Annotated in this window: 13 protein-coding genes; 1 reads left to right on the plus strand and 12 read right to left on the minus strand. The window is 72.3% G+C overall.

From position 1 onward, the window contains the following. Position 1: 1 nt before the first annotated feature. The 10 genes from NLX94_RS15640 to NLX94_RS15685 all read right to left on the minus strand — a co-directional run bounded on the left by NLX94_RS15640 (position 2) and on the right by NLX94_RS15685 (position 14,302). Positions 2 to 2,287, minus strand: a complete 2,286-nt coding sequence (locus tag NLX94_RS15640) for a hypothetical protein (protein ID WP_254383312.1) — start codon at positions 2,285 to 2,287, stop codon at positions 2 to 4. Between the two features lie 16 nt (positions 2,288 to 2,303). After that, positions 2,304 to 2,729 carry a hypothetical protein gene (locus NLX94_RS15645; RefSeq protein ID WP_254383313.1) on the minus strand — a complete coding sequence of 142 codons (426 nt, stop codon included), beginning with the start codon at positions 2,727 to 2,729 and terminating at the stop codon, positions 2,304 to 2,306. Between the two features lie 41 nt (positions 2,730 to 2,770). Then, positions 2,771 to 3,946 carry a type VII secretion-associated serine protease mycosin gene (mycP, locus tag NLX94_RS15650; protein ID WP_254383314.1) on the minus strand — a complete coding sequence of 392 codons (1,176 nt, stop codon included), beginning with the start codon at positions 3,944 to 3,946 and terminating at the stop codon, positions 2,771 to 2,773. A gap of 1,523 nt (positions 3,947 to 5,469) precedes the next feature. Beyond that, complete coding sequence (locus tag NLX94_RS15655) at positions 5,470 to 5,970, minus strand: hypothetical protein (RefSeq protein WP_254383315.1); 501 nt, start codon at positions 5,968 to 5,970, stop codon at positions 5,470 to 5,472. 153 nt (positions 5,971 to 6,123) lie between these two features. After that, entirely contained in the window at positions 6,124 to 8,478 is a 2,355-nt protein-coding gene (locus tag NLX94_RS15660; RefSeq protein ID WP_374683956.1) for a xanthine dehydrogenase family protein molybdopterin-binding subunit, read from the minus strand. Then, the gene (locus tag NLX94_RS15665) at positions 8,475 to 10,460 is read right to left on the minus strand and encodes a 2Fe-2S iron-sulfur cluster-binding protein (RefSeq protein ID WP_254383316.1); all 1,986 of its coding nucleotides are present in this window, start codon (positions 10,458 to 10,460) and stop codon (positions 8,475 to 8,477) included. Before NLX94_RS15665 ends, NLX94_RS15660 begins: the two co-directional genes overlap by 4 nt. Continuing rightward, positions 10,457 to 11,389 carry a xanthine dehydrogenase family protein subunit M gene (locus NLX94_RS15670; protein WP_374683957.1) on the minus strand — a complete coding sequence of 311 codons (933 nt, stop codon included), beginning with the start codon at positions 11,387 to 11,389 and terminating at the stop codon, positions 10,457 to 10,459. The genes NLX94_RS15665 and NLX94_RS15670 overlap by 4 nt, the downstream gene beginning before the upstream one ends. 198 nt (positions 11,390 to 11,587) lie before the next feature. Further along, entirely contained in the window at positions 11,588 to 13,225 is a 1,638-nt protein-coding gene (locus NLX94_RS15675) for a beta-N-acetylhexosaminidase (RefSeq protein ID WP_254383317.1), read from the minus strand. A 165-nt stretch (positions 13,226 to 13,390) separates the two neighbouring features. Next, positions 13,391 to 13,678, minus strand: a complete 288-nt coding sequence (locus NLX94_RS15680) for a DUF3039 domain-containing protein (protein WP_243337322.1) — start codon at positions 13,676 to 13,678, stop codon at positions 13,391 to 13,393. Positions 13,679 to 13,741: 63 nt separating this feature from the next. Continuing rightward, the gene (locus tag NLX94_RS15685; protein WP_254383318.1) at positions 13,742 to 14,302 is read right to left on the minus strand and encodes a YqgE/AlgH family protein; all 561 of its coding nucleotides are present in this window, start codon (positions 14,300 to 14,302) and stop codon (positions 13,742 to 13,744) included. Positions 14,303 to 14,695: 393 nt separating this feature from the next. Here NLX94_RS15685 and murA point away from each other — a divergent pair, with 393 nt between their 5' ends. After that, positions 14,696 to 16,039, plus strand: a complete 1,344-nt coding sequence (murA, locus tag NLX94_RS15690) for a UDP-N-acetylglucosamine 1-carboxyvinyltransferase (RefSeq protein ID WP_254383319.1) — start codon at positions 14,696 to 14,698, stop codon at positions 16,037 to 16,039. A gap of 201 nt (positions 16,040 to 16,240) precedes the next feature. Here the strand turns inward: murA and NLX94_RS15695 are convergent, their stop codons facing one another. Both NLX94_RS15695 and NLX94_RS15700 read right to left on the minus strand, forming a co-directional pair. After that, the gene (locus NLX94_RS15695; RefSeq protein ID WP_030161324.1) at positions 16,241 to 16,522 is read right to left on the minus strand and encodes an HU family DNA-binding protein; all 282 of its coding nucleotides are present in this window, start codon (positions 16,520 to 16,522) and stop codon (positions 16,241 to 16,243) included. A gap of 331 nt (positions 16,523 to 16,853) precedes the next feature. After that, positions 16,854 to 18,278 carry an NAD-dependent malic enzyme gene (locus NLX94_RS15700; protein WP_254383320.1) on the minus strand — a complete coding sequence of 475 codons (1,425 nt, stop codon included), beginning with the start codon at positions 18,276 to 18,278 and terminating at the stop codon, positions 16,854 to 16,856. Positions 18,279 to 18,332 lie beyond the last annotated feature (54 nt).

Below are 18,332 nucleotides of genomic sequence, written 5' to 3' on the forward strand. Positions count from 1 at the left end.
ATCAGGAACCCGCCTTGCCGGAGGCCATGAGATTCCGGCCCGTCGAATGCGCGGTCCCGGTCTCCCTCGACGCACCCAGCTTGAGGTCGTCGATGTCCGTGGCCGTCATGTCCGAGCCCCTGGCCGCATTCGCGACGGCAGCCGCCGCCGCCTTGCCGGCCGCCGCCTCCGCATCCGCGTAGTTGGCCATGACCCCCTTCTCGGTCTTTCCCGTCTTCTCCGCCACGTCTTCCTTCGCGCTGTCGACGACGGCCTCGGTGATGTCCTCCTGGAGCCATTCGACGACGTCGCCTGCCAGCGGGACCAACTCCAGGTATTTCCCGCCCGCCATGGTGATACCGCGGTTGACCCACTTGGCGCTGTCCTCGACGCCCTTCACATACTCTTCGTTCGCATGGGCGGCAGTTCCATAAGTACCCTGCGCCCTGGCCTCGGAAAGCATGCCCGCGATCTGACCACCCGGATTGACGGCATTGGCGATCGCGGTGTCCAGCTGCGAATGGTCGGCGCGGTGCGCGATGACCTCGCTGACCAAGGCCGTCGTGTGGGTCTGCTGAGCGGTGGTGATCACTCCGTACGCTTCGGGATCCTGAGCCACCACCCCCAAGAACCGCGCCATGTCGGACTTCTTGAAGTCGGCCTGCTCGCCGAAGGTCTTGATCTCCTGCGTACTGTTCGCGGCGGTTGCCTGCAGGTCGGGCATGTACTCGGCGGCCATGCGTCCGAAGCTGCCGGACAGGCCGCCCAGCGCGGTCGGCTCGTCGGAGGTCGGCTTGGCCACGAGCTCCGGATTGTCGCTGATCTTCGCGACGACCCGTTCCATGACGTCCGTCATCGGGCCGGTGTGCGGCACGGGCTTCGCATCCTCGTCGCCCGCCGCGCGGCCCGACACGGCCGCTTCCAGGGCGCCACCGAGCGCCTCCTGCGCCGCGTGCGGGTCGCCGGCCCTCGCCATGTCGAAGCCGTCCGCGTACGGCTTCTTGTCGAGCATGTAGTCGACCACGCCCTGGTCCTTGCCGTGCTGTCCGCCGACCGGCTTGTCGTCCTTGGTGACGATGCCGTCGCCGTTCGAGTCCTCGCGGACCGGCTCGTTGAAGAACGCGGTCGCCGCGTCCGGGTTGTTGCCCAGCGCCTCCATCAGGCCCGTCAGCGGGTAGAAGCCCCGGCCGCCGCCCTCGCCCTGGTTGAGGACCGAGTCGAGGCCGTACGGGGTGTGGTACTCCCACGCCTTCGGATCCTTGCGGTCCATGGCGACCATGTCGCGGCCGACCGCGGTCAGGAACTCCTTGTCGTACGCGCCCTCGCGGATCAGCGCACCGAGCGCCTGATAGCCGTAGATCGTCGTCACACCGCCGGTGACCTGCATCTCCTTGCGGCCGGCCTTCATCAGCTGGGCCGTCCACGCGGCGTCGAGGTGGTTCGGCACGTCCTTGTGCGTGGCCAGGCCGAGCATCGCGCCCATGTCGCTCTGGATGTTCGCGACCATGAGGGCGCGGTCCCTGCCGGCGACGCCGAGGCTCGTGGCGTCCAGGGACATGGTGGCGTACATGTCGAGCGTGCCCTCGGCGCCGATCGTCCGGTAGAAGCCCGTCGCGAACTCCGGGTCCTCGCGATTGTCGTCGAGCAGGTCCTCCAACTCGCGCAGCGCCTCGGGATTGCGGGCCGTGCCCCCGTCACCCGTGACCTTCCTCATCAACGCTGCTGCGCGGTCAGCTTGTTCGGCGTCGAGCGTGGCGTACTTCGGTGCGGTGAAGTCGTTGTCGTCCGCGACGTTGGCCTGGAGCGCGCGCACGAGGGAGTCGTCCGCGTCCTGGGCGTCCTCGACGGCCCGGTTGACCCGGTCCTGCCACAGGCCCCGGTTCCTGCGGAGGGTCTCCTGATAGTCCGGGTCGTGCTGGGCCGCGAAACGTTCCTGCGGGTCGGCGAGCGGGATGGCGGAGACCCTCCCGCTCTCGTCTATCCGAAAACCGGCGGCCGGGGCGTCCGCGACCAGCTTCTCGATCTGCTCCTGGACCGCCTTGAGGGTGGCGTGGCCGTCGGTGAGCAGGAGGTGGATGCCCTTGGCCTGCCGGGCCGCGTCGTCGAACTCCTTGGCCGTCTTGTCGACGAACGGGCGGGCCACGCCCGCGGTGACCCCGCTCCACTGAGCCCTGTCCGACTTGGCCTTCATCCCGCTGCGCGCCGACTCCGCCAGCTCGTCCAGCTTCTTGACCATCGCGGCCCAGTCGGTGATCGCGGTCTGGAGCGGGCCCAGGGGCGCGTTCACCACGTTCTCGTACGTCAGCACCGGTCCGCCGCCTTCACTACTTGAGGAGCTGGTCGATCTTGGAGGCCGTGAAATCGGCGTGCAGCTGCTGCTCTTCCTTGCTGTGCGAGGAGAGGGAGTAGTTCAGACCGTTGGAGATGTTCGCGCAGGCGGCGACCAGGGTCTTGAGCTGGCTCTCCCAGCGGGTGTTGACCTTGAGCAGGGCCGCGCCGCTCGCGAAGCCCTCGCGCGTGAGCGCGCCGGCCGCCTCGGAGGTGGAGGCGGCGGCGTGCTTCCCGTCGGTGGAGAGCCGGGTGTGGAGCTTGTGGGCCTCGGAGCCGACCTCACCGATGTGGTCCTGGTTCAGCTCCAGATCGGCACTGCCGCCGCCGGGGCCGGGCGCGGCCGGAACACTGTTGAGCCGCGTGGAGACATCGGCGGCCGCGGCGCTCCGTGCGGCGGACCATTCCTCGTCGAACGACATGGCGTGGCCTTCCCTCCTGGTCAGGCTCGGTGACTCACGGTTCAGCGACTCCGGCGCCGCAGGGCCACGGCGGCAACGGCCCCACCGATGACCACACAGGCACCGAGCCCGAGGGCCAGCCAGGGCAGGCTGCCACTGCCTTCCGCCTTCGCCTCGGCCTGGGGGGCGGGGGCGGGGGCCGCCTGGCCGGAGGGAGCAGCGGAGGAGGACGCCGAGGGGGCCTTCGTCCCCGTCCCGCCGCCGGCTGCGGCGAGGTCGGGGATCGGGTAGACGTCCGCGGGACCGGGGTCGCCGGGGTTGGGCACCGCGATGCGGGGGCGGACGGTGCCGTAGCCCAGGAAGTCACTCCGCTCGGCGCCGTCAATGGGCTTGCCAGCGGTGTTCATCATGACTCGGAGCACCTGGTTGTTGGTCCAGTCGGGGTGGGCGGACCAGATCAGCGCGGCGGAGGCGGAGGCGAGGGCGGTGGCGTCACTTGTGCCGTGGTTCTTGCACAGTTGGGTTTCGCTGGCGCAAGCCGTAACGATGTCGGCGCCCGGAGCGGTCAAGTCGACTTGAGGCCCGTGCTGTGACTCTGCGGTTGCTTTCCCGTTTTTGTCGATGGCACCAACGCCCACCACGCCTGGCGTTGCAGCCGGGTAGAGGACTCTGTTTCCTGCGTCGCCCTCATTGCCCACGGAAGCAAAGATCAGCTTCCCCTTGGAGAGGGCGTACCTAACGGCATCGAGCCGTGCCGGGTCTTCCTTAGACATGCCAAGCGAGACGTTAATGATCTTGGCATCCGAGTCCGCCGCGTATCGGATCGCCTCGGTCCAAGAAGGAGCCGTTTCGCGGGACTCATGCGGAACGCGGATCGGAAGGATCTTGGCTCCTGGTGCAAGCCCGAACGACCCATCACCACTCGGGTGTTTACCTGTTGCTGCGATCAACGCAGCCATGGTGGTTCCGTGCTTCCCGTAATCGGTGCGTTCGTCCCCATCGTTTTCCGTAGCGAGGTCCTTCCCCGGGAGAACCTGGCCTTCCAGCTCAGGGATGCGACCGACACCCGTGTCGATTACAGCGACAGTGACCCCCTTGCCCGTCGCCGTCTTCCAGATCTCATCGGCCTTCATTGAGGTGAGGTGCCACTGCTGGGACCGAATGGTCTCCGCATGAGCTGGGGTCGCAGCGATCCCGGCCAGCAAGAAGCCAGCCAAGGCCGCCGTCGCCTTACGCATCCCGTGCAAGGTCCGCTCCACTCAGTCGATCACCGGCGGAACGACACGACCATCGCCCCGCCACGTCTCTTCGTCCTCAGCCAGGTAGTCAGGGCGCTCACCCTGCCGACCATCACCTCGCCGGCCCGGAGCCTGCGCACCAGCACCGCCGTGGCCCATGGGACCGCCTACGGGACCAGCACCCGATCCACCGCGAACCAGTCCGGAACCGCCCTGGGTGAACGGCTGACCACCCGCGATGGAGCGACCCCCAACTCCCGACTGCCCCGCACCGAAAACGCCGCCAGGTTCGGTGGCGAGACGGCGACCGGCGATGGGGTTGCCGAGACCACCGTGCGCTCCGCCACCACCCATGCCCATGCCGCCCCCCATGCCCATGCCGCGACCGGCCGCACCCTCAGCACCGATGACCGTGCCACGGGGAATGCTCGCGCCCGGCCCACCGGGCGTCACAGGCCGGCCACCCGTGATCCCGCTGTCGCGAGGGGGCAGCCCTGCGACACCGCCCAGTCCGCCGCCCTTCCCACTCACCCCGCCGGGGCCAGGAATGGTCCCACCGGGGCCAAAGCCACCAGGGCCGACTCCGCCGATCGGCTTCGTTGCACCACTGCCGGGCGGCAGTGTCAGGGGCGGGACGAACCCACCAGGGGGAACCCCCGGACCGCCACCGGGCCCAACCGGACCCGGGCCTCCAGGCACTGCCGGGACCGGCGGGAGGGTCGTACTCGGTGCTGGGCCGACGTTATCGAGACCGGTGCCAATGTTGCGGTCCGGAGGGCCCGGAACGGATCCCGGAGACGGCTGTGGGCCGGGCGTAGAACCAGAGTCACTCGGCGGACCACTCGGACCCACTGGTGACGGTGCCTGCGACGAGCCACCCGCCCCAATTACTCCCGGAGCGACCCCTCCAACTGCTCCCGGAGCGACCCCTCCAACTGCCCCCGGAGCAACCCCTCCGGAGCGCTCCATTTGCTGCCCGCCATCCCTGACCTGGGGAACAAACACATCCGGAGGCGGCGGAAACGTCGGAATCTCCGCCATCTCCATCCCCGTCGCCGAAGCCTCATACCCCTGCGCCAGCTTCGTCATCTGCTGGATCGCCTGCTGCCGGTCACCGCTCAGCTTCGAGTGCGCCTGCTGTCCGATCTGCTGCGCGTCCGGGTCGTTGCGGTACTCGCGGGAGGCCTCCAAGTTGGCCGCGGCCCCCGCGTCGTACTTCGGCATGTTGGCTTTGACCTCGATGACGACCTGGCTGGCCTGCGTCAGCTGCTTGCCGCCCTCGGCGCTGTACTCGCTCAGGCGCAGCGTCGCATTGCCCGTGCGGCTGACCCAGTCCTGGAAGGCCGTGTGCGATTCGCCTTCCCAGCCGGTCACCCGGTGGTCCTTGAGGCTTTCGCCGATCTCCTTGATGGCCGCCGCGGCGTCCGTCAGCTGGGCGCCACGCGCCTTGAGCGTCTCCGCGTTGGCCGAGGCCAGCATGGCCAGCAGCTCCTGGTGCGTGTGACTCTCGAAGTTCGTCGCCATCAGACGCCCTCCCCCTGGCTAAGTCCCGGCCCAGCCCCCTGCGGAGCCGAACTGTGCGGCGGCGGCGGCGCCAACGGGTCCCGTTCCGGGACGTAGTTCGCGTCGGCCTGCTTGCTGATCGCCAGCATCCGCCGCTTCGTGTCCTCGTCCACGCCCCCGAAGCCCCGGCCCGCGGTCTGGATCGCGATCCCCAGCCCCTCGATCTGCTCCGCCAGCCCCTTCGACAGCGCGAGCAACTGCGCGTGCACGTTCGAGTAGGCCGTGAACAGCCGTGTGGCCTCCGCGAAGCCCTCGCCGAGGGAGTTCTGCGGGAGGGTGCCGTCCGCCAGTTTCTTGTCGCTCGCCGGGGAGCCGTCCAGCTTCTCCAGCAGACCGTCGACCCGCTTCTTGTAGTCCGTCAGCGATTCGTACTCGATCTGCAGCGCGCCCAGAGCCGCCGGCGAGGCCACGCCCACACCGAAGTCCACTCCGAACACGCCCGGCCCATAGTCCACTGCCACGATGGCCTCCCCGACTCCCCGTCGTCCCCGTTCGCACCCGCTTCGCGCGGCAGCCGCATTCGCACACGCACGTCGCCAGTGTCCGCAAACACTCTATCGACAGAGTCCGACAGGCCCAAGTCCCGCGTTGCAGGTGCAATCAGGTTGACGAGGTCACGAGTTGGGCGCCGCCCCCGCCGCAACCGGTGCCGCCACCGCCGCCGACGGCCTGATCGGGAGCCTGTTGACCGGGCGGCCCGTGGCCGCGCGGACCGCGGAGGCGATCGCCGCCGGGGCCGTGACCACGGGGACCGCGCTCGCGGGCTTCGCGCCGAAGGGGGCCACCACGTCGCGTTCCTCGACGAGTTTGACGATGCGGACCGCCGGGGCGTCCAGGGAGGTGGGCAGGGCGTAGCCCGTCAGGTCCGGGTGGCGGATCAGGCCCGCGGCCGTGCGGAGGTTCTCCGTCAGGGCCGCCCCGACGCCCTGCACGACGCCCGCTTCGATACGGGCCTCCAGCTGGCGGGGGTTGAGGATCCGGCCGACGTCCTGGGCGACCGCGAGTTCCACGACGCGGACCGAGCCGAGCTCGATGTCCACGTCGACCACCGCGCGGATCGCGCAGAAGGCGAGGCCGACGAAGGCGTCGCCCTGGCCGTCGCCGTCCAGCGGCTCCGTCGGGTGCGGGCGGCACTGGGCCGTGGCCCAGAGTTCCTTGCCCTCCATCGCTTCCGCGACCGTCGTGGAGAAGGCCCCGTCGTACGAGGTGATCCGGCCGTCCGCGATCTGGAGGAGTTCGGTGGACATGCCGAGCTTGTGGGCCATCGGCTGCAGCAGCTGCGTACGGACCATCTTCGCTGCGCGTTCGACCGCGCCGCCCGAGACCCAGGTGTGGCGGCCGTGGGCGGAGGGTCCGGCCGGCGGCTGGTCGGTGTCGACCGGGGCCATGACCACCTCGTCGACGCCCAGGGTCTCCTGGACGATCTGACGCGCGAGCGTGGAGAAGCCCTGGCCGGTGTCGACGGCGGCGCAGATGACCGTCGCGGCACCGCCGACGATCTTCACCGTGGCCGTGGACACCTCGTCGGTGCCCTCGGCGCCGAGCATGTGGACCATGCCGACCCCGTACCCGACCCCGCGCCGCACCGCGCCCGGCTCGCCCGCGCCCTCCAGGCCGCCGGGGAGCAGCCACTCCTCCTCCGGGGTGTCCTTGGGGAGGGCGGGCAGCTCGTAGTCCCGGACGGCGCGCAGGAGTTCGGCCACGGGGGCGGGGCAGGTGACGGTCTGGCCGGTCGGCAGCAGGTCGCCGGTGGCCAGGACGTTGCGCAGCCGCAGCTCGGCGCCGTCGATGCCGAGGGCGGCCGCCAGCTTGTCCATCTGGCCCTCGTAGGCCGCGCAGACCTGCAGGGCGCCTTCGCCGCGCACGTGGCCCGACGGGGGGTTGTTCGTACGGACCGCCCAGCCTTCGACGAAGGCGTGCGGCACCACGTACGGGCCGCAGGCGAAGGCCACCGCCGCGGCCAGGGATTCCGAGGAGGCGTCGGCGTAGGCGCCGGCGTCCATCAGGATCTGGGCCTCGACCTTGACCAGCCGCCCGTCGGCGTCCGCGTGGTGGCGGTAGCGCAGCAGCGTCGGGTGGCGGTGGGCGTGGCCGAGGAAGGACTCCTCGCGGGTGGCGGCCAGTTTGACCGGGCAGCCGGTGCGCAGGGCGAGCAGGCCGAGGGGGAGCTGGAAGGCGGCGTCCTCGCGGTCGGCGGTCGCGCCCGGGACCCCGGTGACCACGACCCGTACGCGGTCCGGTTCCAGCCCGAAGCAGGCGGCGGCCAGGTCGCGGTCGGTGTGCGGGTCGGTGGAGGCGGTGTAGATCTCCACGCCGCCGTCGGGGCGCGGCACGGCCAGCCCGGCTTCGGCGCCGATGGGGGCGGGGTCCTGGCGGCCGATGCGGTAGAGGCCCTCGACGACGACCTCGCCGGTGGCTTCGGGGTCGCCGTAGCGCAGCGGGATGTGCCGGATCAGGTTGCCGTCGGGGTGCAGGTCGGGGGCGCCGAAGGCCTGTTCGGGGTCGGTGACCGGGTCGAGGAGCTCGTACTCGACGGCGATCGCGGCGGCCGCGAGGCGTGCGGTGTCCGGGTGGTCGGCGGCGACGGCGGCGATGGGCTCGCCGTGGTGGCGGACCACGTCGTGCGCGAAGACGGGCCGGTCGGCGATGCGGCGGCCGTGCGTGGTGGCGCCGGGAACGTCGGCGTGGGTGACGACGGCCCGCACGCCGGGCATCTCGGCGGCGGCGGAGGTGTCGATGGAGAGGATGCGGGCGTGGGCGTGCGGGGAGCGCAGCACGGCGGCCCAGAGGAGGCCCTCGGCCCACAGGTCGGCGGCGTAGGGGAAGGTGCCCTCGGTCTTGGCGCGGGTGTCGGCGGCCGGGACGGACGCGCCGATGCCGCGCGGGACCGCCGTTTCCGACGGCTCCGCACCCTCGGGGGCCGGTGTGCCGACCGTCACCGGGACCGTAGCCGCGTCGTGGGCGCTCACGCCGTGCCTCCCTCGTGGTTGCCCTGGTGGCCGTGGTTCCCCTGGCCGTAGGTGCCCTGGTTGCCCTGCATCCCGTGGAAGCCGCCCTCGCCCGGCGCGGCCTGGTGCGGGATGCGGGCCTCGGCCGAGGCGGCGGCGGCCGCTTCCGCCGCCGACCCGCGCTCGGCCACGACCTCGCGCACGGCCTCGATGACGCCCGAGTACCCGGAGCAGCGGCAGAGGTTGCCGCACAGGGCCCGGCGGGTCTCCAGCTCGCTGGGGGCGTGGTTGCCTTCCAGCAGGTCGTGGATGGTCATGGCCATGCCGGGCACGCAGAACCCGCACTGCACCGCACCCGACCTGCACAACGCCTCTTGTACGTCGGACAGTTCCCCGTCGGTGGCGAGGCCTTCCACGGTCCGGACCTCGCTGCCCGCCGCGGTGGCGGCCGGGACGAGGCAGGAGGCGACGAGCCGGCCGTCGACCTGCACGGCGCAGGCGCCGCATTCGCCCTGCGAGCAGCCGTCCTTGGCGCCGGCGAGGCCGAGGCGCTCGCGCAGCACGTAGAGGAGGGACTCGCCGATCCACGCGCCGGTGACGGGGCGGTCGGCCCCGTTGACGCGCAGGACGTAGGAGGCAGACGGGTGCTCGTGCTGCGCGACGGCCGTGGCGTCCGCTCCGTCGGCGGCCCCTTCTTCGTACGTCTCCCCCTCACCCGGAATCCCCTCGGCCGTCTCCGCCCGAGCCGTCCCGACAGCCAGGTCGGCGTCCTCCGTACCCGGCGCGGGCGCGGCCCCGGCTCCGCCGTCGGCCGGCACGGCTCCGCCGTCACCCGGCTCCGCCTCCCCGGCCCCGGCTCCGGCTGCGTCCTGCTCCCCGCTCGCACCCCGGTCCCCGGCTCCGCCCGAGCCCGGCGCGCCCGCGCCGACCCCTTGCTCCGCCTCGACGACCGCGGCTCCGGCCTCCCCCTCGACCCCGGCTCCGTCCTCACCCCGGACTTCGCCCTCGGTCCCCGGGTGCTGGCGCTCCCCCGAGTCGGGGAGCTGCGCCGGGCCGTGGGCGGCTTCGATGTCGTGCGGGGCCGGGTAGCCCGGCTCCCCGTCCAGCGGGGTGCCGACCCCCGGGCCGCCCAGCACGCGCGGTCCGCGCCCCAGGGCCGAGCCGAAGGTTGCGCCGGCCGGTGCGGAAGCCCCGGGAAGCACCCCGGAGCCCAGCGGATCGGGGCCCAGCGCGTCGGAGCCCAGCGGGTCGGAACCCGCCCCGTCCCCGCCCGGCTGCTGCGCCACGTACCCGCGCGCACCCTCGAAGTCCGGATGCGTCGCCCACGGGGCCGCGGCCCCGCCCGGCAGCGTCGCGGGGGCCTGGCTCCAGTCGGCCGCGGCCGCGAGCTGCCCGAAGCTGCCGGTGTCGCCGGCGCCGCCCGGGGTCCACACGTCGCTCGCCGCCGCCTCGGGGAACTGCCACTCGGCGGTGGCCCCCGGCTCGTGCCCGGAGCCCCGGCTCCCCGCGAAGGGCTCCGCGTAGGGCTCCGCGTAGGAGTCGCCGAAGGGCTCCCCGAAAGCGTCCGCGGCGGGCTCGGCCACCTGCTCCGCCGCCGGATCCGCGAACGCCGCGGCCACCGCGGCCGGGATCGGCACCGAAGCCGGGATCGGCGCCCGCACCGCGGCACCCGCAGACCCCGTACCGGCAGACCCCGCACCCGCGTCCACCGGAGCCGCCGAACCCGCCTCGGGCCACTGCACCGGCATCGACCAGGTACCCGTGGCCGACGGATCCGTACTGGCCGTGCCCAGCGGCACGATCATCGGCGGCGGCACGTAGCCGTGCCCGGGGGCCGCGAGGGGCTCCCCGGTGCCGAGCGCGTCCAGCATGTCCTGCGGCAGTTTCACGAAGGCCGTCGCGTCGGAGTCGAACTCGCCGCCGTGCGGCACCGGCTCCCAGCCCCAGTGGGGTCCCGCGGATCCCGCAGGACCCGCCGCACCCGTGTTCTCGTTCTCACTCATGAGCTCAGCGCCCTCCCCAGGGCCCTCCGTGCCAGCACGGCCACCGTCCGCCGCAAATGCAGTACTGCGGGAGCCACCGGCTCCCCCTGGTCGGGCACGCACGCCGCCGCGACGTACTCGCCGAAGGCCTCGAGCGCCTCGGGGGCCAGACTGCGGTCCCCGTCCCAGTCGATCAACGAAGCAACCCACTGCTCGGCTTCCAGCGGCCGCAGCGGCATCGGCGCGACCGCGCCGATCGCACAGCGCACGCCCCGGCGCGCGGGGTCCAGTACGAGTCCCACGGACGCCACCGCGCGCCCCGGCCCGGTACGGCCCGTGGCCTTGAGGAACACCTGCGGGGCGTGCAGCAGCGGCACCCGCACGAAACCGATCAGCTCTCCGGGGCTGAGCATCTCCCGGCCGGCGAGCAGGTGCGAGACCGGGATCTCGCGCCGGGACCCGCCGGGCCCGACGATGACGAGCACGGCCTCCAGCGCGGCCAGCACGGGCAGCGCGTCACCCGTCGGGGCGGCCGTGGCGATGTTGCCGCCCAGCGTGCCGGCGTTGCGGATCTGCGGCGGGCCCGCGGCGCGTGCGGCGGCGGCCAGGGCCGGGATCAGGGCGGCGAAGTCGGGCCGGCCCATGCGCGCGTGCGTGAGGCCCGCGCCGAGCAGCGCGTGGCCGTCCTGGTACTGCCAGCCGCGGATCTCGTTGATCCGGCCGAGGCCCACGAGGGCGGCGGGGCGCAGGAGTCCCGCGTTGACGGCGGCCATGAGGTCGGTGCCGCCCGCCACGGGGACGGCGGCGGGCATGGCCGCGAGCGCCGCCACGGCCTCGTCGAGCGAGGCCGGCAGCGTCACGGACTGCGCCGCGTTCCCCGCCCGCGGGTCGCTGCGGGGCCCCTGGGACGAGTCCCGTGCCTGCGGTGCGTGCGGTGCGTGCGTGGTCAACCCAGCTGCCCCTTCCCGATGTCCCGGTCCCGGCGCTCACGCCTGTCCGCCGTACGGTACGTGCTCACCGCCGGGACGTGGCAACTCTGGCACATCTTCCGGAGCACCCGACGCGAGGGTCCACCACCCGCGCACCACCGGCGCACCACCCCGGGAACGCCCCGCGCAGGGCCCGCTCGAGCCCCCCGGAGGGGCTCGTCACACGTTCGGGGGCGCTCCCTCGATCGGGCGTCCGAGCACCCCGGGCCGGCGCTGCCACGGCAGCGGGCCGCCCGGGGGCCGGTAGCCGACGCCGAGGGCGTCCAGGCGCCGGTAGTGCACCGCCATCCGCGCCTCGAACTCCGCGTGGTCCCGCTCCTCCGGCACCGGCAGCCGGGACCACACCACCTCGGCGAAGGCCGCCAGGCGCGGGAACGCCTGGTAGTCGACGCGGCTCTGGTCCTCCATCACCTCGGTCCACAGGTTGGCCTGCGCGCCCAGCACGTGGGCGGCGGCCTCCTCCGACAACTTCGGCGGTACCGGCTCGAACCGGTACACATCCTCCAATGTTCGTACGTACCCGATGGGCATCGGCTCGTCCCCGCCGCCCGCCTGACGGTGGTCCAGGTACACCTGCTGCTCGGGGCACATCACCACGTCGTGGCCGGCCTCGGCGGCGGCGATGCCGCCCGCGTAGCCGCGCCAGGAGGACACGGCCGCTCCCGGGGCCAGTCCGCCCTCCAAGATCTCGTCCCAGCCGATGAGCCGGCGGCCGCGCGCGGCGAGCCAGCCGTCGAAGTGCCGGATGAACCAGGACTGCAGACCGTCCTCCCCGTCCACCCCCAGCTCCGAGATCCGCGCCTGCGCGACCCCGGAGGCCTTCCACTGCGTCTTGGGGCACTCGTCCCCGCCCACGTGGACGAAGGGGGAGACCTCCGCCGGGAACAGCTCCAGCAGCTCCTCGAAGACCCCCTCGTAGAACCGCAGGACGGCCTCGGTGGGCGCGAGCACGTTCTCGTTGATGCCCCAGTCGTCCCAAACCTCCAGCGCCGCCGTGTCCACCACGTCCGTGTTCCCGAGCTCCGGGTACGCGGCGATCGCGGCCTGCGAGTGCCCCGGTACGTCGATCTCCGGCACCACCCGCACGTGCCGCTCCGCGGCGTACGCGACGATCTCGCGGATGTCGTCCTGGGTGTAGAAGCCGCCGTGCGGGGTCTCGTTCCACAGCGGGGAGGACCGGTGGCCCCACCGGCTGCGGGCCCGCCACCCGCCGACCCCGGTCAGCTTCGGGTAGCGCTTGATCTCGACCCGCCAGCCCTGGTCGTCCGTCAGGTGCAGGTGCAGCACGTTGAGCTTGTGGGCGGCGAGCAGGTCGATGTACCGCAGCACCCCGTCCTTGGGCATGAAGTGCCGGGCCACGTCGAGCATCAGCCCGCGCCAGCCGAAGCGCGGGCCGTCGGCGATCCCGATGTACGGCAGGCTCCAGGTCCGGCCGGGCAGGGGCGCCTTCCGGTAGGCGTCCGGACCCAGGAGCTGCCGCAGCGTCTGCGCGGCCCAGAACAGCCCGGCCGGGCTCGCGCCGGTCAGCTCCGCGCCCTCTGCGCCGACGGTGAGCGCGTACGACTCCGGCCCGGGTCCGCCGGCCCCTTCGGGGTCGATCCGCAGCCGTACGTCGGCGCGCGCGCCGGGCGCGGCCGGCGGCAGGCTCCAGCCGGTGGCGGACCCCAGCTCCCGGCGCAGCCAGCGGGCGACCCCCTCGGTGCCCGGCCCGGCGTCCAGCACCGGCTCGGGCCCCAGGACGAGGCGGCGGCCGTCCCCGTCCGGAACCGCGACCTGGGGTACGGGGATCAGGTCCATGCGTCAGCCCTTCACAGCAGCCAGCCTGTTGCACAGTACGCAACGCCCGTTCCGCACCGTGCTCGTCGCGGCCGACCCTAGCCCGCTCCGGGGGCACGGAAAAGGCCCCCGGTGCGCAAAACCGCACACCGGGGGCCTTCGTCCCGCTTCAGGAGGGCCGGAGGACTACTTCCCGTCCTTGCCGCCCTTGTCCTTGTCCCCGCCGGGGCCCATGGACTCGTAGATCTCCTTGCACATGGGGCAGACCGGGTACTTCTTCGGGTCCCGGCCCGGCACCCAGACCTTGCCGCAGAGCGCGACGACGGGGGTGCCCCCGAGCGCGCTCTCCATGATCTTGTCCTTCTGGACGTAGTGGGCGAAGCGCTCGTGGTCGCCGTCGCCGTGGGACACCTGCGGCGTCGGCTCTACGAGGGTCCCCGTACCAGTCCCGCGATCGGGCTCAAGAGTGCTCATGACTGCCAGGGTACCGAGTCCCTCGCGCGCGAGGGATCCCACACCGGGCCCCCCGCCCCCGGCTCAGTTCAGCGACGGGTCGTCCGCGTACGTGGCCACCATGGCCAGCTCGCTGCGCTGGCGCCGCAGCACGGCGCGCCACAGCCGCTCGGGGTCCGGGTAGGAGACGTCGCCCGGCTCGGAGTCGACCACGTACCAGGCGCCCACGCCCAGTTCCTCCTCCAGCTGCCCCGGGCCCCAGCCCGAGTACCCGGCGAAGATGCGCAGGGCCCCGAGGGCCGCCGCGAGGAGTTCGGGCGGTGCCTCCAGGTCCACCAGGCCGATCGCCCCGTGCACCCGGCGCCAGCCGAGCGGCCCCTCCTCGCCCGGGATGACCGCGAGCCCCAGCGCGGAGTCCAGGGCCACCGGGCCCCCCTGGAAGACCACTCCGGGGTCCTTGGCCAGCGGAGCCCAGGGCAGCAGGACGTCCCCGACGCCCACCGGGGTGGGGCGGTTGAGGACGACGCCGAGCGAGCCCTGCTCGTCGTGGTCGAGCAGCAGCACCACCGCGCGGTCGAAATTCGGGTCCGCGAGGGCGGGGGTGGCCACGAGCAGCCGCCCTGTGAGGGAGGACACCTCGGTCATGGCGCCATGATCTCGCACATTCGCCCCCGAGGGGGAGTGGGCGGCGCGTCCGGAACGTACGCGGCCCAGGGCGCACGGCGGCAGCACGGGGCGCGCGGGGCCCGCCGGCACACCCCGGCCCGGACCGTGGCCCGCTCCCACCAGGACCGTGGCCCGCTCCCGGCCGGACCCCGGCCCACCCCCGGCCGGACCGCACCGGCCCCCCACCGGACCCCCATCGAACCCCCACCGCCCCCTCACCGGAAGGAGACGCTCCGCCACCTGGCGGGCACCCAGGGTGTTGTGCCGAATTCATGACAGTCCTACGGCCCTGTCAGCCTTACGAACAGGGGGGTCATGCCCCTTACCCTTTTCACTGGCCCCCTGCCCACCCCTCTCCGGAACGCGAGATTCATGACCGGCATCAGTGACGATGTACTGCTTGTCCACGGCGGAACTCCGCTCGAGGGCGAGATCCGTGTCCGCGGCGCGAAGAACCTCGTACCCAAGGCGATGGTCGCGGCCCTGCTCGGCAGTGAGCCCAGCCGGCTGCGCAACGTCCCCGACATTCGGGACGTCCGGGTCGTGCGCGGGCTGCTCCAGCTGCACGGGGTGACCGTCCGCCCGGGCGACGAGCCGGGCGAGCTGGTGCTCGATCCCTCCCACGTCGAGAGCGCCAACGTCGCCGACATCGACGCGCACGCGGGCTCCTCGCGCATCCCGATCCTCTTCTGCGGTCCGCTGCTGCACCGCCTCGGCCACGCCTTCATCCCGGGCCTCGGCGGCTGCGACATCGGCGGCCGGCCGATCGACTTCCACTTCGAGGTGCTCCGCCAGTTCGGCGCGACCATCGAGAAGCGCGAGGGCGGCCAGTACCTGGAGGCCCCGCAGCGGCTGCGCGGCTGCAAGATCCGCCTGCCCTACCCGTCGGTCGGCTCGACCGAGCAGGTGCTGCTGACGGCCGTCCTGGCCGAGGGCGTCACCGAGCTCAGCAACGCCGCCGTCGAGCCGGAGATCGAGGACCTCATCTGCGTACTGCAGAAGATGGGCGCCATCATCTCCATGGACACCGACCGGACCATCCGGATCACCGGTGTCGACCGCCTCGGCGGCTACAACCACAAGGCGCTCCCGGACCGGCTGGAGGCCGCCTCCTGGGCGTCCGCGGCGCTGGCGACCGGCGGCAACATCTACGTGCGCGGCGCGCAGCAGCGTTCGATGATGACCTTCCTGAACACCTTCCGCCGGGTCGGCGGGGCGTTCGAGATCGACGACGACGGCATCCGCTTCTGGCACCCGGGCGGCCCGCTCAACGCCATCGCGCTGGAGACGGACGTCCACCCCGGCTTCCAGACCGACTGGCAGCAGCCGCTGGTCGTGGCGCTGACCCAGGCCGCGGGCCTGTCGATCGTCCACGAGACGGTCTACGAGTCCCGCCTGGGCTTCACCTCCGCGCTCAACCAGATGGGCGCGCACATCCAGCTCTACCGCGAGTGCCTGGGCGGCAGCGCCTGCCGCTTCGGCCAGCGCAACTTCCTGCACTCGGCCGTCGTCTCGGGGCCCACCAAGCTCCAGGGCGCCGACCTGGTCATCCCCGACCTGCGCGGCGGGTTCTCGTACCTGATCGCGGCGCTCGCCGCCGAGGGCACCTCGCGGGTGCACGGCATCGACCTGATCAACCGGGGCTACGAGAACTTCATGGAGAAGCTCGTGGAACTGGGCGCCAAGGTCGAGCTCCCGGGCGGCGACCTCGTCTGACCGGGCGTAGATCCGCCCAGAACCTCCCAGAACGCCCCCACGGGCCCCGTACAGGGCCTGTGGGGGCGTTCCGGCTCCCGGGGGCCACTCGGGTCGCCGGGAGCGCAGAGAGGCGGCCACCCGGTGCCGGGTGGCCGCCTCTCTCGTACTACGTACTACTGCCGTCCCGGGGGCCTGTACGGCCCCCGGCACAAGGGCGGACTACTTGCCCTTGGCGGCTTCCTTGAGCTTGGAGCCCGCGGAGACCTTCACGCTGAAGCCGGCCGGGATCTGGATGGGGTCGCCGGTCTGCGGGTTGCGCGCGGTGCGAGCGGCACGGTGGGTGCGCTCGAAGGTCAGGAAGCCGGGGATGGTGACCTTCTCGTCGCCCTTGGCGACAATCTCGCCGACGGTCTCGGCGAGCGCGGCCAGAACGGCGTCGGCGTCCTTGCGGGTCACCTCGGCGCGCTCGGACAGAGCGGCCACCAGCTCACTGCGGTTCATGTTGTACTCCCGTGTTCAACGTGCCTTAGAGGCGTGAGATCGAAGCCGATGCTGCCAGGGCCCTAGGACAGTCCCCGGACCCGGGTCTGACGTCAGACCCTCTCGCCCGGTTACGCATCCTGCCCCCACCACCGGCGGGAAAGCCAATCCGGCACCCGCCGGGGTCACACGAAAAGCGCCACAGTCACGCCGCGGTGACGCTCCGTCCGCGTCGGAAGGCGACCGGAAGGGTCTCCGGACGACGTCCTCGGAAGCGGACCGCGGGCCACGCGGGCATCCCCGCAACCCTATGGGCGGCCCGGGGGGCCCGCATCCCGCGACGCGCCGGGGATCAGGGGGAGGTGGGCGCCGTCACAGCCGTGGAGGCGGCCTTGCGGACGGCCCCGGCGACCGCGCCCGCGACCTTGTCGTTGAAGACCGACGGGATGATGTAGTTCGCGTTCAGCTCGTCCTCGCCGACCACGTCGGCCAGGGCGCTCGCGGCGGCCAGCATCATGTCGGTGTTCACGGTGCGGGACTGGGCGTCCAGCAGGCCGCGGAAGACGCCCGGGAAGACCAGCACGTTGTTGATCTGGTTCGGGAAGTCGGAACGGCCGGTGGCCACGACGGCGGCGGTCTGGCGGGCGATCGCCGGGTCCACCTCCGGGTCCGGGTTCGCGAGCGCGAACACGATCGCACCTTCCGCCATGGCGGCCACGTCTTCACCGGAGAGGACGTTGGGGGCCGAGACGCCGATGAACACGTCGGCGCCGACCACGGCCTCCTTCAGGGTGCCCGTGTACCCCTCGGGGTTGGTGTTGTCGGCGATCCAGCGCAGCGGGGAGTCCGCGGCCGCGTCGACGAGGTCGGGGCGGTCCGCGTGGACGACACCGTGGATGTCGGCGCTGACGGCGTTCTTGACCCCGGCCGCGAGGAGCAGCTTGAGGATGGCGGTACCGGCCGCGCCGGCGCCCGACATGACCACCTTGACGTCGCCAACTGCCTTGCCCACCACGCGCAGTGCGTTGGTGAGGGCGGCGAGGACCACGATGGCGGTGCCGTGCTGGTCGTCGTGGAAGACGGGGATGTCGAGGGCCTCGCGCAGCCGGGCCTCGATCTCGAAGCAGCGCGGCGCGGAGATGTCCTCCAGGTTGATGCCCGCGAAGCCGGGGGCGATCGCCTTGACGGCGGCCACGATCTCGTCGGAATCCTGGGTGTCCAGGCAGATCGGCCAGGCGTCGATGTCGGCGAAGCGCTTGAAGAGGGCCGCCTTGCCCTCCATGACCGGCATGGCGGCCATCGGGCCGATGTTGCCCAGGCCCAGTACGGCGGAGCCGTCCGTCACGACTGCGACGGTGTTGCGCTTGATGGTCAGGCGCCGCGCGTCCTCGGGGTTCTCGGCGATCGCCATGCACACGCGGGCCACGCCCGGGGTGTAGATCATCGAGAGGTCGTCGCGGTTGCGGATGGGGTGCTTGGACGACATCTCGATCTTGCCGCCGAGGTGCATCAGGAAGGTGCGGTCGGAGACCTTGCCGAGGCTGACGCCCTCGATCCCCCGCAGCTTCTCGACGATCTCGTCGGCGTGCGCCGTGGAGGTCGCGGCGATGGTGACGTCGATGCGGAGCTTTTCGTGGCCGGATGCGGTCACGTCGAGGCCGGTGACCGAGCCACCGGAGGACTCCACGGCGGTGGTGAGCTGGGAGACCGCGGTTCCGCTCGCGGGCACTTCCAGGCGGACCGTCATCGAGTACGAGACGCTGGGCGCCGTTGCCATGGCCGAGTTCCTCTTCTGTCCCTGGTTCTTCTGTACACAGGGCCCAGCACTGCT

This window comes from Streptomyces sp. TBY4 (assembly GCF_024213195.1).
GTDB lineage: Bacteria > Actinomycetota > Actinomycetes > Streptomycetales > Streptomycetaceae > Streptomyces.